Annotated in this window: 12 protein-coding genes; 5 read left to right on the top strand and 7 right to left on the bottom strand. The window is 57.8% G+C overall.

Annotated elements, in window-relative coordinates; genetic code table 11:
- Positions 1 to 182: 182 nt before the first annotated feature.
- Entirely contained in the window at positions 183 to 947 is a 765-nt protein-coding gene (locus H0921_RS01125; protein ID WP_194536181.1) for a DUF6263 family protein, read from the top strand.
- A gap of 347 nt (positions 948 to 1294) precedes the next feature.
- Here H0921_RS01125 and H0921_RS01130 read toward each other — a convergent pair whose 3' ends face one another.
- From H0921_RS01130 to H0921_RS01150, 5 genes are all read right to left on the bottom strand, one after another.
- Positions 1295 to 1810, bottom strand: a complete 516-nt coding sequence (locus tag H0921_RS01130) for a hypothetical protein (RefSeq protein ID WP_194536182.1) — start codon at positions 1808 to 1810, stop codon at positions 1295 to 1297.
- A 238-nt stretch (positions 1811 to 2048) separates the two neighbouring features.
- Entirely contained in the window at positions 2049 to 4568 is a 2520-nt protein-coding gene (locus tag H0921_RS01135; RefSeq protein ID WP_194536183.1) for a DUF4340 domain-containing protein, read from the bottom strand.
- Between the two features lie 162 nt (positions 4569 to 4730).
- Positions 4731 to 6881: a GldG family protein gene (locus H0921_RS01140; RefSeq protein ID WP_194536184.1), complete on the bottom strand. Its 2151-nt coding sequence runs from the start codon at positions 6879 to 6881 to the stop codon at positions 4731 to 4733.
- 273 nt (positions 6882 to 7154) lie between these two features.
- Positions 7155 to 8954 carry an ABC transporter permease gene (locus tag H0921_RS01145; protein ID WP_194536185.1) on the bottom strand — a complete coding sequence of 600 codons (1800 nt, stop codon included), beginning with the start codon at positions 8952 to 8954 and terminating at the stop codon, positions 7155 to 7157.
- Between the two features lie 59 nt (positions 8955 to 9013).
- Positions 9014 to 10006, bottom strand: a complete 993-nt coding sequence (locus tag H0921_RS01150) for an ABC transporter ATP-binding protein (protein WP_194536186.1) — start codon at positions 10004 to 10006, stop codon at positions 9014 to 9016.
- 298 nt (positions 10007 to 10304) lie between these two features.
- Between H0921_RS01150 and H0921_RS01155 the strand changes: the two genes are divergently transcribed.
- Positions 10305 to 12677: a penicillin acylase family protein gene (locus H0921_RS01155; protein WP_194536187.1), complete on the top strand. Its 2373-nt coding sequence runs from the start codon at positions 10305 to 10307 to the stop codon at positions 12675 to 12677.
- 129 nt (positions 12678 to 12806) lie between these two features.
- Here the strand turns inward: H0921_RS01155 and H0921_RS01160 are convergent, their stop codons facing one another.
- Entirely contained in the window at positions 12807 to 14264 is a 1458-nt protein-coding gene (locus tag H0921_RS01160) for an NAD-dependent succinate-semialdehyde dehydrogenase (protein ID WP_194536188.1), read from the bottom strand.
- Positions 14265 to 14374: 110 nt separating this feature from the next.
- On the opposite strand from H0921_RS01160, the gene H0921_RS18100 reads away from it, so the two are divergent.
- The 3 genes from H0921_RS18100 (at position 14375) to H0921_RS01170 (ending at position 16055) form a co-directional block, all read left to right on the top strand.
- Positions 14375 to 14497 carry a hypothetical protein gene (locus H0921_RS18100; RefSeq protein ID WP_261345437.1) on the top strand — a complete coding sequence of 41 codons (123 nt, stop codon included), beginning with the start codon at positions 14375 to 14377 and terminating at the stop codon, positions 14495 to 14497.
- Positions 14498 to 14546: 49 nt separating this feature from the next.
- A complete protein-coding gene (locus tag H0921_RS01165; RefSeq protein WP_194536189.1) occupies positions 14547 to 15497 on the top strand; it encodes a sugar phosphate isomerase/epimerase family protein in 951 nt (316 codons plus the stop codon).
- Positions 15498 to 15755: 258 nt separating this feature from the next.
- Positions 15756 to 16055 carry an FmdB family zinc ribbon protein gene (locus H0921_RS01170; protein ID WP_194536190.1) on the top strand — a complete coding sequence of 100 codons (300 nt, stop codon included), beginning with the start codon at positions 15756 to 15758 and terminating at the stop codon, positions 16053 to 16055.
- Between the two features lie 194 nt (positions 16056 to 16249).
- Here H0921_RS01170 and H0921_RS01175 read toward each other — a convergent pair whose 3' ends face one another.
- Positions 16250 to 17053, bottom strand: coding sequence for an alpha/beta fold hydrolase (locus tag H0921_RS01175; protein WP_194536191.1), 804 nt, complete (start codon positions 17051 to 17053; stop codon positions 16250 to 16252).
- Positions 17054 to 17074 lie beyond the last annotated feature (21 nt).

Here is a 17074-nt window from a genome sequence, read left to right on the forward strand (position 1 = left end):
CCCTGCTTGCGAGTCTGCTGTTTTTCAACCTCGCTTGGGCTTCGACCCAGGAGAAGCCGGTTCGCCTTGGCCTCAACCTAGAAACGTCCAGCCCACAAGATCCGCCCCAGAAGGAGGGCACTTACTCCCTCAAGTGGAAATTCCGCACAGGTGAGACCTTTTATGCCGTTCAGGAAACCAAGATGCAGCAATCGATGTCCTTCATGGGTCAAGACATCGACATGAAAATCAAAGCTGAAACGGTCATCCGTTACCGGATTAAGGAGGCCAAAAAGGATGCCACCGTGGTGGAGATGACATTCCTGCGGCAAAAGATGGAAATGGACGGCCCGGTGGCATTTCCGGGTATGGATGTCGGCGAAAAGCTGAAAAACATCACCTTCACCTTCACCGTGGATGACAAGTGGAACGTCGTGAAATTCGAGGGTTATGACAAATTCCTCCAGGCGCTTGCCGGAGAAGACCCCATGATCGCCACCCTTCTTCGCTCGGTCCTCTCTGAATCAGTCATTCGTCGATCCTTTGGAGAAACGTTCTCACTTGCCCCGGACAAGCCTTTGGCAGTTGGGGAAAGCTGGCAGCGCAAAGACAAAATGCCTCTCGGACCCCTCGGAAACGTGGAGGTCAACACCCGCTACAAATTGGAAGATGTTCGTGGCTCTCTCGCCCGGCTGTCCATCGGGGGAGAGATGAAATGGACGAGCGGCGATGATGGTATGGCCCCGAAACTCCCCTTCAAAATCTCCGACGCCGACATCAAGACCGATAAGTTCGACGGCACCGCCACGTTCGATCTCAACAAGGGACGCCTCGAAAGCGCCCAACTGAACATGAGCCTCAAAGGGAGCCTGACCGTTGCCGTTGCGGATCAAAAACTGACTATGGACTTGAAACAGCAAACACAAACGGTGACGAAGATCGTGGATAAGAATCCTGTGACTGATTAGGGAACTCCAGGCATGGAGACTTAAGCCTGCACGCTTGTCCTCGTCCGCTCTATCTCTCGCCATACCCTTGGATCACCGCTAGGGTCGGTAACCGAGCCGTTACCGGCCCTCGCACTTATTTTTTTGCCAAGCCCAAGGTATACAGCACACCGCCCACGATATAAAGCACACCCTTTCAGCCCGTTCGTCATGGTGTGATACCCGGCCCTTAGGCCCTTGGCTCAGACGAGCCAATCGGCGCCTATTTGGTCCTTCATTCTGGCTTTCAACCTCATCAAAACCCTGGATAGGAGGCGGACCCCATAGGAGCCGCTTAGGCAGCCGCGAAAGAGACCGGTGCTATTGCCTCAATCTCGCGGCCAAAGCCTTTGGCGCTGCGCTTCCCGATTGCGGCGGAAGATACCTGGAGTCACATTCGGCGGAGGTGCCACGGTCGGCGTGGAGAGTCCGAAAGCCCTCTTGATCTTATCCAGGAATCGGTCAAAAAACGTCTGATCGCCGTACCCCTGCACAGGGGTGACGAGGTGTTTGGGGTCCAAGCCAGCGGAGACGAGGGGATCGATGGGCCGCCGAGGATCATAGGGTACTATCAGAGAGTTGGCTGGCAATCCTACAGGGGCACCCACGCGCGGTAAGGTTTGGGGTTGAGGCAAGGGTGGTGAAAACTGATAACTGGTGGCAATCACTTGTCCTGGCAAACCCGCGGTCGGTATCCCCACGCCCGGCGAGGGGGGCAGAGGAGTCGCCGGGGAAATCAGTGGACCAGTGCCCGAAGGGATGGGTGGGACGCCGCTGGTCTGCCCCCAAGCGCTCATAGTCGCTCCCATTATGCCCGCCACTGCCCAAAGCCATCGCCGCACCATTCGGAATCCCCCTCAAAATCCTCGGAACGCCCGGACATGAACCGCCCTCCTCCGCTGTCAGCTTCTTCCTTTCACTCTGAGAATCAGGGCGAAAGCTTCCCTCGCCTTCGGGTGCTGTTCGGCTCTTGGACCGGGTACTGTCCAGGTCTTAGATACACATTTCCCCACGAGAAGCGGCTATGCCAAGACAGCCAGTAACTGTCAAGAGCAATTGTCAGTCATGCTTTGACATGAGGTCTCAGCGGGCCAAAGAGCCGGGGGAATCCTTGTAAGGTTTAAACGGCGAAGCGTCGAGAGTCAGGAACTGTCCGCCGCCCAGAGAGGTCCAAGCATAGAGCGCGGCACCCCCATCGGCGGCAGCGCCCAGTTTCAGGACGCGTTCTGTTCCATCGGTGAACTTGAGGGTGATAATGAGATATTCCTTGTCATTCTCCAAGCCATATTCCGGCTTGCTGGTTCCATCCAGGAAGGCTTTGACCTTCGTTTTGCTAAGCAGATCTAGGAAGGCCTGCAACTTCGACGGATCGAGCATGTATCCGGCGGGGGTGGGCGGTGTTTGCGCGGCCCAAGCACCGTCTTTGTTTTTTGTGAAGTGCAATTCGGTAAGGAAACCGGCCTTGCCCCAGCCTTTGAGTTGGACGCTCACCACCTGAGTCGCATCAAACTGCAAGAGGGATTTGTCCCGCAGGTCCGAGGTCAGGAAGCGATCCATCACTAGTTTGGGGAGGGTGAAAACGATGGCCTTCCCCGCCTGGCGAGCAAAGACATAACCGGGATCGGCCGTGGCTTTACCGAATTCGTAGGTGCGCTCCTTATCCTCGCCGCTCTGAAGATGCACGACCACCTTCAACTGCGGATTCGGTGCCAAGCCATATTCCTTAAGTTGCTCTTCCGTTGGCGTCTCGTTGATGTAGCGGGAGACGGATTGGGTAGTGCCGAGCAAGCGGAGCATCTCTTCGACTGTCTCGGAGTCTGCAGATTGCCCCTTGCGATTATCCGGAGCAGCAAATGTCCAGCGATACTTATTGGTTCCGCTGTCGGGCTTTTCGGAGCGGGTCAGTTCATATTGCACGCTGCCGCTGACAGTGAGTTTGACGACGGCGTCTGACCCGAAGGTCTTCAAATTGGGGTCGAGCAGGTCGAGTCGGGTTTTCTGGAGGGTGGCCACCAGGTCCACGAGTGTGTCGCCGGCGGCAGCCAGCTTGACCTTTTCGGGAAGGAGGTAATCCGCACTGCTGCCATCCGGTAGGATGCGGCGGACATAGACGGCATCCCCTTCCTTTTTGCCGATTTTGAGAATAATCGGTTTGGCATTGTCTTTGAGTTTGGGTTCGGCCTTAGCATCCGAGGTGGAGGTAAAAGCATCGGCCCAAACTTTGATTTCCAACTGCAAAGCCGGCCCTGCAAAATGAGCGTCATTGGGCGAAGGGAAGGAGCGAATAATGCGCCGCTCGCCCAGCAGATCAAGCATGCGTTGCACCGCGGTGGTGTTGACCGCTTGGGGTTCCATCGGCGTCGGCGGCCCGAATAATTTCCATTCCGGCGGCGTTCCTACCCGGCGCAGTATCACGCCTGTGGACAAATCCAACCCATCGATCCGGGCACGATCCACAGTAAGCAGATTGCGATCGCGCAAGGGGTCAGGGTTCTGAATCAACGGAATCAGACCCTTCAGGTTGGCACCACCCACTCGGATGATGCCGGGTTGACCTTCGACGCGAACCCAGCGCTTCTCATCACCTGTAGGCAGGGGGACCTCTTTCTTATCCCCCTTTGGCTCTGGAGTATCGGGCTTGCCGATAAACACAGTTGCCGTTTCCTTGTCCTTGGTCGTGAGTCGCACCTGGATCAGCTCCGGATCATCGTTTTGCAGGCCATACTGTTTGAGTTGCTCGGCGGTGGGCAGCTCGACGAAATCACTTTTGGAGCTGGCACGCAAACTGGTTAAGGCGTTGAGCAGCGGGCGGACGCCGGTGAAAGTCCCTGGTGCGCTCTGCGGATCGCCCTGCACATCGGCCATTCCCCAGTCCTTGGGAAGCTGGAACTGCCAGCCCCCGCTTGTCTTTTCGAGGACAAACGACTTCTGTTGATTGACTAAGGACAATTCGAGTTTCTGGCTTTCCTCTTCGGCGCGGAATGATTCGACCGGGAAGATGTTCTTGTTGCGGAAATCCCCCTCGCTTTTCGCCAAGTCTGCCGCTTTTCCGCTCTTCTGAGTGTTGGATAGCAGAGGATCAATTACGCTCCGATTGATTGCCAAAGGGTGCTTCTTGTCCGGAATCATCACGAAAGCAACGGCACGTCCCCCGCTTGTGACATCTCCAATGTCGATGCGGGCTGAGGTATCGCCGCTGCGCAAAGTGACGGTCAGTCCTGCGGGCTGCAACCCATGCAAGGCGGGATTGCTGGTCAGTTCCGGGTGCTGAATGGGTTTAGCTCGGAGCAACTCGCGGACAATATCGTTGACCGCCAGGGCATCCGCGGCGGCTTTCAGAGGAACCTTTTGACCCGAAGCATCTCTGGCTTCCCATTCCATGATCCAACGTTGAGGTCCCGTCCGCCGAAAAATGATCGGACTTTGATTTTCCCGTTCGATTTCCACCGTATCGATGTCTTCCGGTTTTACCCCGGCCAATTGGGGAAACAAACTTCCCTCAGACGATGGGGAGTCTTCTGGAGAGAAGAAGGTCAGAAGCAACAAAGTGGCGACGAGCACCAATCCCACGATGCCAAGCGCGGCGGTCAGTCGGAAGTTCATGATCGCACCCACTCCTCAGTCCATGATTCCGGATGGGTAAGGTGGCGCAGGGAGGCTCAGGCTCTGCTGACCAGGCAAGCAGCCAAGGGGACGGGCACCTCTTACTTTTCCCATGTGGCAATCTGTTTCTGTCCCCATTCAGCGCTTGCCCTGACCGTTTTTTCACCGGCGCCGGACCACCCACACTCCCGCCCCCATTCCCATGACGGTCAGTAACCCCAAGCCCAAAGGCAGCCAGAGCAGCCGGCTGAAATTGAGGCTGTTCGGAGGCGGGATGCGATATTCCGTGTATTTCTTGGCTTCGATATTCACAGCGGCCAAAGAGGTTTGCCGTTCCCGAAGCCAATCCACGCTCACCCCCAACAGATCGAAGGTCACCGGATTGGAGGTGCGCTGTTGTTGAGCTATCCGATCGCTAAACACCAGACTGCTGCCGAAGGCGACTAAGCGCGGCGTAGTCCCCTCGCTCACCGTCACCGCCACGGAACGAGGAGACCGGCTCAGGCGTACCTGTTCCTGCACCCGTTCATTGCCCAAGATTTCCTCAAACCGGGCGACCAAGTCTGCGGGCCGCGTGGTTTCCAGCCAAGTGATCCCTACGGTCAAGAGCAAGTCACTTGCTTGAAACGACGGATGGGTGTTCTGAGGGGATATTTCCCGCGGATAGAGGAATTGCAAGCGGGTCGTAATCCGGGCTATCGTTTGGAGGATTGGATTCTTGACCGCCGAGGCGCTGAAGACCACGAGAGGCGCCCGATAGTCCACACCGGCACCGGTCGGCAATGTGTACAGATACTCCATACCCACGCGGACGTTGTACTCTGCGAGCAAGTCTTCAATACCCGTTCGCAAAACTTGGCCGTCGGGTCCGGGCGTTGCCCCGGAGAAGTAAATTAGTTTCCCCTTCTTCTCCTTGCGATTCATGTAATCCCTGAGAGCTTTCAGAGCTTCAGGAGAGAAGGGGTTTTGTGGATCGGCAATCACAACCACCGTGGCGTCATCCGGTATCTTCGGATTGGGCTGGTTCAGATGCACCGTCCGCACATCGAGATAATTCTTTTCCAAATACTGGCGGAGACGGCTAACCGATCGTTCCGGCGGGGCTTCAGGGTTGTTGGTGGCATCCATTTCACCGTGGCCTTGTGTGAAATAGACGACCGGCTTGTTCTGACTATCCGCAAGGAAGGCGATCTCCTGGTAGAGTTTCTTTTCCCCTTCAAAATTGCGGCGGCTGAAGTCGAACATGTCAGTGTCGGACACCACGGCGTGGCGTTTTTCGTCGGCGGATGAGGTCAGCAAAATGGCAACCTGCGTGGTGCGCTGATCCATGACCATCTCGAATTGCGGGTACTTTTCTCGCAGGGAGGCCAATTCGGTGCGGTCGGCGGATTGACTCAAAAAGCGGACCACAAAGCGGCCGCCGCTTGCATCTTGCATCGCTAAGAGCAACTGGCGGATGTCGTTGATGTCCCGATCGGGAACATTGGGAATCACCGCGTAGGCGCGGACAGGCGGATCGAGATTTTGCAGCAATTGCCGCGTGGGTTCGGACAGGGTGTAAAAGCCGGTCGCTGTGGTATCGAGTTGATTGGGAATCTCACGAGCAATGACGACGTTCACCACGATCAGGACCACGAGCAGCAGCAGAGTGGTTAGGCCGAAATTCGAGCCGTAAACCAGGCGGCGGATCAGGGCGTCGTGCCTCTCTTCTCTCCGAGCCGGAATCACCGACAGGAAGACCACCAGCACACCGCAGAGAATCATGAGCAGGGGCAAAAGCACCCAACGTGCCTCGCGGAAGTTCCGCTGATCCAGCCAGCGCGTCAAACTTTCGCTCCAGACGTACAGGAAAATGATCCCCGCGACGATTAGCAACAATCCCAGCAGACTGCCCCCAATCAGCAGGAACAAGCGGATTTCCGTGCGCTGTTGCGCGATTTCTTTCGCCGGGGTTCGGAGAAGTAAAAACCAGGACATGCTCAGCAGAATGACGGCAGCGGCAAAAACCGTCACGCCGCCGACGATGTATTCACCCCGGCGTAGGTTTGCCAGCTCGGTCCCGCCGTCGTCTTTGGCGCTTCCCGACTCAGAGTCTTTGCCGGACTCTGCTTTTTTTTCCGTAGGGGTGGGGGATGAAAGTTTCCACAAGCCGCCGCGATATGTCCAATAGGCAAAGAGCACCAGGCATACCGCCGCCAAACCGACTAGCACTCCTCCCACCACTGGGCGATGCTGGCAAACCCAGTCCACAAAGCGATCGCTTGTGCTCACAGGGGCATTATCTGCCGGAGTCCGATCCGCTGTCTCCACCATAGTTCGCTTCCCGATACGCTCGTGGGATACTGTTCGCGATGTTCCCTCAGCCCATGTATCCTGAGTCAATCTCCGCGAATGTCGCGTGTTAGTGTTATTTCAGTCACGGCCCCGTCCTTTGTTCGCTCCATGCTGGTTTGCCCAATCAGGCAACGATCACGGCAATGTCACCTTGGCCGTTTTTGTATGCATCCCTCGCAGTTCTCCCATGCAGTGGTGGCTGGAAGCAATTCCCCCTTGGATACACTTTTCCCTCAGTCTGGCCTAGGGACCTTAGAGCCACTTGCGTGCTTCGAGGACCTTGACGGTGAGAAAGAGCCAAAACACTCCCAAGGAGACAAACATCAGGGCATCCCGCATTGGCAGACGGCCGGCCAACGACTCCTCCCACATGTGGTAGAAGGACAAGCGCCCCAAAGCCATTTGCAATATCTGCGGCAAGATCGAGCCGCTTTGTTGCAGCCGGATGATATAGCACAACAGAAAGAACATCATGCCCACGAAGGTGAAGACCGCAGCGATGATCTGATTGCGGGTGAGCGAGGAGAAGAACAGCCCCATTCCGACGAAGGCCACCCCCTGCGCCATCAGGCTGGCGTAAAAGCTCAACAAGGGGCGATAGTCGAAGGGGGATTCCACTTCCATCCGTAGGGCAATCAGATACAATCCCGACGGTAGCCAACTGATCAGGAAAAAGAGCCAAGTGGCCAAGAATTTGCTCAGCACGACCGGCCATTCGTTGACCGGGGCGGTGAGTAGCACCTCTAGGGTGCCCGTGCGGCGCTCCTCGGCCAGCAATCGCATCGTAAGGGCTGGCACCTGGACCATCACGGCAAAAACCATGAGCAGGTTGTAATAATCGCTGACGATTGGCTCAGGCAAGGCTTCACCAAACTGGCCCGCACGCACCAATTGGAAAATGAACAGGTAATAACCGATCCATTGCAACATCACCATCCCCCCCAAGACCAGATAGCCGATGGGGGAGAGAAAATAGGCCGACAGCTCGCGCCGGGCCAACGCTACAAATTGACTGTCAGATATATAGCTGAGGGAAAAGAGCAGGTGAATGACCCCTAACCCCATCAGGATCAAACCGTTGGGGACCAAGAATGGCGTCGGAGGGGAGTGAATTGGGCGTGAGAAAAGTGAGAGGATCACCGCCACGACGCCAATGCCGCTGAAGAGCGAGGCTAGCACTCTCCACCAGAGGGCAGAGCGGTTGAGCCAAGCGATCCCCGCGGGCAGGGCAAACACCACCGCGGTCAACAGCCGCCACAGCACGGCTTTGAAAGACAGTTCTCCCGTGGCAAGCCGCAGGGAAGTCGGGCCGTCGTAAAGCAATGCATGGACGGACGGCCAGAGGATGCCATACCCCAGCAGGAGGCCGCCAATGGTCCCCATAGCCACCGCCACCGTATAGCCCAAACCTTGAGTGGTATCCACTTGGGAGAGAAACAGCCAAAGGAAGCCCAAACCCAGTAATGCCAGAGCTAAACCGGGACCGACCAGGAACGTGGGAAACAGCAGACCCGCCGCTATACTCCCCACTGTCAGCAATGCCCCGATTCCCAACACGCCGAAGAGGGCCGTTCGCCGATAGGCTTCTTCCGTCTCGTGCCGCAAAAAGGGGAAGAAGAAGAGCAAAGCCACGCCGGCACTGCCCACTCCCCAGGGTAGGAGATTATGCCCAATGTGTTTGTCCGGTACTCCGGAGGCGAACACCGGGCCGGGAATCAAGGACACGGCCAAGGCGTAGAACAGGATCAGCAGGGCAAACCCGCCGTAGAGCCGGCGGATTTCGATATTACTGTCTGTGATGGCGTGATAGAACATCAGGGACAAGCCAACCGCGATGGCAAAAAAGCCCATACTCTCCGAGATGAGTCGAGGGGTCTCGGTGGCACGGTTAGCCACCACAGCCACGGTGCCCAAAATGAAGAGGAACAGACCTGTAAAACCTATCAACCGTGGCAGGCTTGGCCCTTCTTCCAGGATCGGCGAGGGAGGGGTCTCGCCCACCGCAATGGAATTCTCCGTCTTATCCGAAGACTTCACAGGTGTTTCGATCATGGGAATCGGATTCCTTCTGAAGCCTCGCTGGGGGATGCGGCAGTGTTAGCTTGGTTGGCTCATGAGGCGTGAGTTTGCGAAGACGCTTCAGCCGGGGCCGGACTCCCGGAATGGTTGTTCTCCCGCAAAACCACCTCCGCGAACAACGCCTCCAAGCTGACCCGTTGGACGTCGAGCCGCCGCAGATTCCAGCCGCGTTCGATGATCTGCCGGGCCAGCGTTTCCCGCGGGTCCTTGCCATCCCGGCTTTGTAGCTCAAAGGCCGTCAAATCCGATTCGATCCCGCGCTCGGACAGGACGATCAAATCATTCCGTTCCCGCAAGACGGCACTGGCCGCTTCCCGCGGTCCCCGCACCTCGACGATATAAGTGGGTTTACGCTCGGAGATGCGCCGGAGCGATTCATCCAGCTTGATCCGACCTTTATCGATGATGATGACGCGTTCGCAGACTTTCTCCACCTCGCTGAGGATGTGTGTGGAGAGTAAGACCGTGTGTTTCCCGCCGAGTTGCTTGATGGTGGAGAGGGTCTCTGCGATCTGGACTGGGTCTAGGCCGCTGGTAGGTTCATCCAAGATCAGAATCGGAGGATCAGCCAATAAGGCATCTGCCAGGCCCACGCGCTGGCGATACCCTTTGGATAGGGTGCCCAAAAGGCGGTTCCTCACTTCCCGGATATGGCAGCGTTCCATGCAGTAGTCGATGCGGATATTCCGCTGGCTGCGCTCCACGCCTTTGACACGTGCCCGATATTGCAGATACTCGCGGACCCGCATTTCAGGGTACAAGGGAATACTCTCCGGCAGGTAGCCGATACGCCGCCGGACTTCCAGGGATTCATACATGACATCGAAGCCGGCCAGGCGGGCATAGCCGCTGGAGGCGGGCAGCCACGTTGTGAGAATGCGCATGCAAGTGGATTTGCCAGCTCCGTTTGGTCCGAGGAAGCCGACTAACTCCCCCGGCTGCACCGTGAAACTGACTCGGTCCACGGCGAGCACAGGACCGTAATTCTTCGTCAGATTTTCCACTTGGATGGCGGGGGCGCCCATGAGCGTTTCCCGGTGGTCACCCTGGATGCGAAATCCAGCCCCCAACTTTGGGGGACTCTACTCGAAACTCAAGGAACTTGTTGCGGTGAATATCTTAGGCCACCGACTAGGGGAGACAAGGCTATCGCAGGGGATACTCCTTGCATGACAGGGGGCGTTGAGTTGTGAAGACTGCATCGCGCTGAGAGATCGCATTCAAGGTGATGACATCATCGTGTTCGTAAGAGAAGGTGAGAAGCGGACAGAGACCCACGGAAACCAATTGCCATCGGCTGACGAGTCTTGACCAGTTCATATCATGGATGGGATGAATCTCTATCGCCTTTTACTCCGGTTGATTCTGGGACGCCGCCTGCCTCGGTGGGAAGGCGAGTTGCGCCTTGCGGGTCCGTGCGCTCCGATCACAATCCGCCGGGATTCGTGGGGCGTTCCGCACATCGATGCCGCCTCTGACACCGATGCCCTGTTTGCTCTAGGTTTTTGTCAGGGTCAAGATCGCGCGGGGCAGTTGGAAGTCCTGTGGCGTTTGAGCCGAGGGCGGCTCGCTGAGTGGGTCGGGATTGCAGGTTTGGGGTTGGATCGCCTGAGCCGCCGCATCGGGTTCCGCCGCGCTGCCTTAGCCCAATTGGAGGTTCAGTTCGGCTGGGTGCGGGAGTGGCTGGCCGCCTTCACCGCTGGAGTCAATGCAGGTCTGTCAGCAGGCCTCCCCCGCAAACCGCATGAATTCGCCATCTTGGGGGGACAGCCTTCGAGGTGGGACGAGGCCGACTTGCTTGCCGTCTTGAAACTCCAGTCCTTCCTGCTCCCCTCGAATTGGGACATGGAACTGCTGCGCTTTCGAATTCTGCTCCAGGACGGTCCCGACGCCGTAGCAGCTCTCGACCCATCGGCGGTTGCCGCGCCAGTCTCGCATTCCGGAGCAACGGGTCTCGAGGCGGGTTTGAACCAATTGCAGAGCGAGATCGCCTCTTTGCGTGCGTTTCTGGGACTTGGAGGAGGCTCCAATAACTGGGTGATGGCTGGGCAACGCACCGCCAGTGGCAAGCCTTTGCTGGCGAATGACCCGCATTTATCACCCACCGTGCCGCCGCCGTGGTATCTGGCCCATGTCCGCACGCCGGAGTGGGAGGCCGCTGGGGCCATGCTGGCAGGTTCGCTAGGTTTTGGCGTCGGCCACAATGGCTTCTGCGCATGGGGTGTCACAGCCGCCCTGAGCGACAACACCGATCTGTTCGTGGAAACCCTGCATTCCGATGGTTCAAGTGTCCGCGAGCCGGACGGGAGTTGGACACCCTGCGAGCGAGTGCGGGAAGTTATCCATGTTCGTCGGGGTGAGGATCACGTGGAAGAGGTGCTGATCACCCCGCGCGGCCCGATCGTCACCCCAGCTTTGGCGGATGTGCCCTATGCCTTGTCTTTGCGGGCGGTTTGGCTTGATCCCTTGCCAATTGACGGCTTCCTCAGCGCTCCGCGGGCACGTTCCTTCGCTCAATTCCGGCAAGCCTTCGCCCATTGGCCCCTTTTACCGCTCAACGTCGTCTATGCGGACAGTGCGGGCACCATCGGCTGGCAGATGACCGGCCAGATACCGCGGCGCAAAGGCGGCACGGGACTGTTACCTACGGGAGCTGCCCAACCTGGCGCCGGCTGGGATACGGAACTGATTCCCTTTGCGCAGATGCCATACGTGGAAAATCCACCTCAAGGATACTGGGTGACGGCTAACCAGAACCCGCGTCTCGATTTGCCGGACCTGGCAATTCACCTGGGATCAGATTATTGCGATCCTTACCGCTATCGGGCCATCCAAGAGGCTTTGGCCAACCGCAGCCAAGGCTGGACGGCAGAGGACTGCTTAAAGCTACAATGCAGCACCCGCTCCGTTCCCTGGGAGGATATCCGGGACATTGTATTGTCACTTTCCGTGCAGGATCGCGATGCCGTCGAGGCTTTGAAGCTTCTGAAAAACTGGAACGGAGAAGTGTCGGCGGACTCTCCCGCAGCAGCAGTGTTTGAAGTGTTCGTAACGGGCATGATCGTGGAATTGACAAAACTGCGAGCACCACACACCTGGCAGTTGGCATTACAAAGTGGGGACTCCAATCTCTTTGCTGACCGGCGCGTCGGACATCTGATCCACCTGCTCCGAACCCAACCGGCTGGATGGGTTGCTTCCTGGTCTCAATTTATGGAGCAAGCTTTGGGCCAAGCGGTCCGCAGATTACGGCAGCACGCGGGTCCTGGCCATGCCTATTGGTCCTGGGGTCACGTGCGTATGCTCCGTCTCAAGCACCTGGTCTTCGGTACGGTTCGCGGACTGTCGGCTTGTTTCAATTTGGGTCCAGTCCCCTGCCCCGGTGATGCTAACACTATTTCCCAAGCGGCAGTTTCCCTCCTCAATCCCTTCGCAGATACGCACAACATGGCTAATCTGCGAGCGGTCTTCGATTTGGCTCAGCTCGGAGAGAGCCGTTTTATCCTTTGCGGCGGGCAGAGCGGCAATCCCTGTTCTCCTCACTATGACGATCAATTGCCACTCTGGCAGCGTGGCGAGGCCATCACTCTGCCGTGGAGTCAGGCGGATGTTATCCGGGCCACGCGGCACACCTTGCGGCTATTGCCCGCTTCGACAATCTCAGATAGTCCTCTTTCTCCAGCATCAGCGGGATGAGCAAAGCCCTGTCTTTGGCTGAAGTACACGAGAAAATCCATGTCACGTCGCTGGTGCCTTGTCCAGATTCAGGCCGCCCAGACGTATGCGATTTCTTCAACGGAGGAGACAGGGAGCTACGGGAGCACGTCAACCCCGCAAAGCCAGCGAGACATACTTGGTTTCCAGATAGGCTTCCAGTCCTTCGTGGGCCAACTCTCGTCCTAGGCCGGATTCTTTCATGCCTCCGAATGGACATTGCGGTGTCGCCGGCACAGGATCATTGATGCCGATGATACCGGCTTCCAGTCCTTCTGCCATGCGCCACATTACGGTAAGATCGTTGGTGAAGACATAGGCGGCCAAGCCGTAGCGGGTGTTATTAGCGGCGGCGATCACCTCGTCGAGCTTGGAGAAATCCAGAATGGGCATCACAGGTGCGAACGGCTCCTCACTGAGGATGCGGCTATCCGGGGACAAGTGAGTCAAGACTGTCGGCTCGAAGAAGTAGCCGCGAGGGAACTTGTCCGAGCGTTTCCCACCGGTGAGGATTTCTGCACCTTTACGCCGGGCGTCTTCGATGAGGGCCACGGTGCTTTCCAAGGCTTTTCGTTCGAACATTGGCCCCACCTGGACTCCCTCCTCCAGCCCATTGCCCAACTTGAGACTCTTGGCCTCGGCCACCGCCGCTTCCGTGAATTTCTTCTCAATGTCCTTGTGCACATAAAAGCGGCTGGGGCTGATGCAGACTTGGCCATTATTACGGAACTTGCCGATCACAGCCGCTTTGGCCACGACCTCCGGATCCGCATCGGGAAAAACGATAAAGGGGGCATGGCCGCCTAACTCCAGACTGAGCCTCTTGAGTTGATCGGCCGCCCGCCGCATCAGTTGCTTGCCGACTTCGGTGGAACCGGTGAAGCTGATCTTGCGTACCGCCGGATGGGTGAGGAACTCGTCGGCGATCTCTTCCGCCGGCCCGATGACCATATTGGCCACCCCCTTGGGCAGGCCGGCTTCCACCAGACACTCGAACACGCCAATCAGGGACAGCGGCGTCTGCGTTGCGGGTTTGCAGACAATCGTGCAACCGGCGGCCAGGGCGGGTGCAATTTTGCGAGCCTGGAGTGTGATGGGGAAATTCCACGGTCCGATCGCCCCGACCACGCCTACGGGATGTTTGATGGTCAGATGCCGCTTCTGCGGATTCGAGGGCGGGATGACTTGTCCGTAGGCCCGCTTCCCTTCCTCGGCGAACCACTCAAAGGTGTCGGCGGAGTGCAGCACTTCCGCCTTGGCCTCGGACACCGGCTTGCCTTGTTCCAGGGTCATCGTCCGTGCCAGGTCATCCGCCCGGCTGCGCATCAACTCCGCGGTTCGCTTGAGCACCTTGGCCCGATCGTAGGGGGTCAGTTTCATCCAGCTTTTCATCGCCTCCGCAGCCGCCTCGATGGCCCGGCGGCAATCCTCACGGCCTCCGTAGCTGACCTCGGCGATGATCTCCTCGGTCGCCGGGTTTTCCACTCCCACCCGCCGCCCAGATAGGGAGTCCACCCATTCCCCGTTGATGAACAGTTGGCGATGTTGCACCGGGATGCTCTGGGTCATGGTCCGCCCTCGCAACGCTCTTTGGCCAGGTTCACATTTGCTCTCGATGAAGCCGCAGCTCCAAGCCCCACAGCGGCCTTCCCTCCACTGACTGTTGTAGCAGTCCCCCCATGCGCTGGCTCGGACCCAATCCTGAACTGCTCCGTAGAACCGCGGGCTACGTCTCCGCCTTTCATCCGAATGACCCTAGCAAGCAGTTGCCGGATGCCTACAATCCCCCCTGCATGGACTAAACGGTTCCCTTGACTACCCGTTCCTCACTCAACCCGCGGAGGTCGTTCCATGAGGCTCTGGAGTCGTCGTGAGTTTCTGGGGTACACGGCTGTGGCCAGCACGGGGGTGGCGTTTCTCCCCGCCGTCTCTGCCCAAGCGCCACCAACGCCGCTCTTCCGGATTTCCCTGGCCCAGTGGTCCCACCACCGCGCCTTCTTTGGCCGAGCCGGGGAGAAGAAGGACCCTTTACGCTTTGCGGAAATCGCTAGCAAAGACTACGGCATCGACGCCATCGAATACGTGAACCAGTTCTACCGGGATAAGAAAAACGATGACAACTATCTCAAGGACCTCAAGAAGGTGGCGGATGACAACAAAGTGGTCAGTGTTCTAATCATGTGCGACGGCGAGGGGAGTCTGGGAGACCCGGACGAAAAGCGGCGGCGGCAGGCGGTCGATAACCACAAGCGCTGGGCGGAATGGGCGAAATTCCTGGGTTGCCACTCCATCCGCGTCAATGCTGCCAGCGATTGGAAGCTCGGTTTTGCGGAAACACAAAAGCTGGCCGCTGATGGCTTACGCCGCCTCACCGAGTTCACCGCCACCCTGGGCATCAACACGATCGTCGAGAATCACGGCGGTCTCTCCAGCCATGGAGCTTGGCTGGCTGGCGTCATGAAACTCGTCGATCATCCCCGCTGCGGCACTCTCCCCGACTTCGGCAATTTCAACCTTGGGAAAATCCCTGGCATCAGCGAAACCACTTACGACCGCTACAAGGGAGTCGATGAACTCATGCCGTTCGCCAAAGGGGTTTCCGCCAAAAGCCATGACTTCGACGACAAAGGCAATGAAATTTTTACCGATTACCGCAAGATGTTGGATATTGTCGTGCGCAAGCACAAATATCACGGCTACATTGGCATTGAATACGAAGGGAGCAAGCGAAGCGAAGCGGAGGGCATTCGCCTGACGAAAAAGCTCCTGGAAACGGTACGAGAAGAACTGAGCCGCGGTTAAACCGCTTGTAAACTCAGGAGTCAAATTCTCTTTCTACCCCAGATCGCGGCCCTCCAGGGGGGCATGGGGTGCTGCTGAATTGCGCGTCCAGCACCACCACTCGCCCACCCTGTATGGAAAGATTGGACACCTTATACTTCAAGGATAACCCATCCTGCACTAGAGGATCGCGCATCGATCGCTGTATAATGACGGTGACTTCGAGGGAATTCTGGGTTTTCAGATTCACCGTTGTTGAATGCGATGGGGGACCATGCCATGCCGCTGTATGTATATGAAGTGATCCGTCCTGACGGCAGCGGCGGTGAGCAATTCGAGGTCTTCCAGAAGATGAGCGATCCGCCGTTGACCCAACACCCGGAAACCGGAGAGCCGGTCCGTCGGGTTTTTGCTGAGCCGAATGCACCCAGAGTGTGGACAGATTTGCATGCCCGCTCTGCGGTCTCCGATAAGAACCTTGCTGCCAAAGGGTTCACCAAATACGTCAAAACCGATCAAGGGACCTACGAAAAAGTTGTGGGGGATGGCCCCAAACAGCTCAAACGTAGCAATTCCTGAGGACAAATGTACTTTACCCTGTGTGGACTTTTCCTCCCTATTGTGTTGGTAGCTGGCCCGAAGGCGGCTGACCCGCAGGTAAGGCGGGATCGTCTTTCGGCTTCCCTCGACCCTCCGTTTCATCCGACTGTAACGCTACGGTTGCCAAAAGAGTAGGTGCCAGGGGAATCCGCGCCTCCAACACGAGGATGCCGTCAAGAGATCCGCCGTTGGAGGAAGGACAGCACAGCGGCGTTGAACGCTTCCGGATTTTCCAGATTGCTCAAGTGTCCAGCTTGGGGGATGTGTACCAGCTCGGCAGAGTCGATTAATCCGGCCAGGCGGGCAGCGTACAGCGGAGGAGTGATGGTGTCATATTCTCCGACAATCACCAGAGTCGGAACGCGAATGTTCGGAAGATAGGGGGCGGCATCAGGCCGGTCACGCAAAGCGATGAGGGCGTCGATCAACCCTTGAGTCGTCTGCCGTAGCGTCAGGGTGCGAATCGTTTCCAAGACGTGGGGCCGACTCTGTCGTGTCGCATCGCTGATCAATTTCGGCACCAGGGTCTCCAGGAGCGCCGCCGGTCCTTTTTGGCGGATCGCTTCGATCGTTTCCTGTCGCCGCGCACGAGCGGCAGCATCGTCGGAACCCGCACGGGTATCAGCGAGGATCAAGCCAGACAGAGAGTGCGGATGGCGCCGAGCCAACGCCAAGGCCACATACCCTCCCATCGATTCACCGCCCACCACCGCTGCGGGAACTTGTAGGACCTCCAGCAACTCAGCCAATGCGTCGGCTGCAGAATCGATGGTCCACCCAGCTTGCACGGGCGACTCGCCAAAACCGGGCAAATCGACGGTGATGACGCGATACCCCGCCGCCAGCAGCGGTTGGAGCTGCGGTTCCCACATCCCCCGATCCAAGGGGAAAGCATGCAGCCACACTACCGGACGGCCTTGCCCCCGATCCTCAAGCGCGAGTGTGATATTCTGCCGCGGCAAAGTTACAGTGCTCACATGGAGTTCCTCCGAGGCCCT

Source organism: Thermogemmata fonticola (assembly GCF_013694095.1).
Taxonomy (GTDB): domain Bacteria; phylum Planctomycetota; class Planctomycetia; order Gemmatales; family Gemmataceae; genus Thermogemmata; species Thermogemmata fonticola.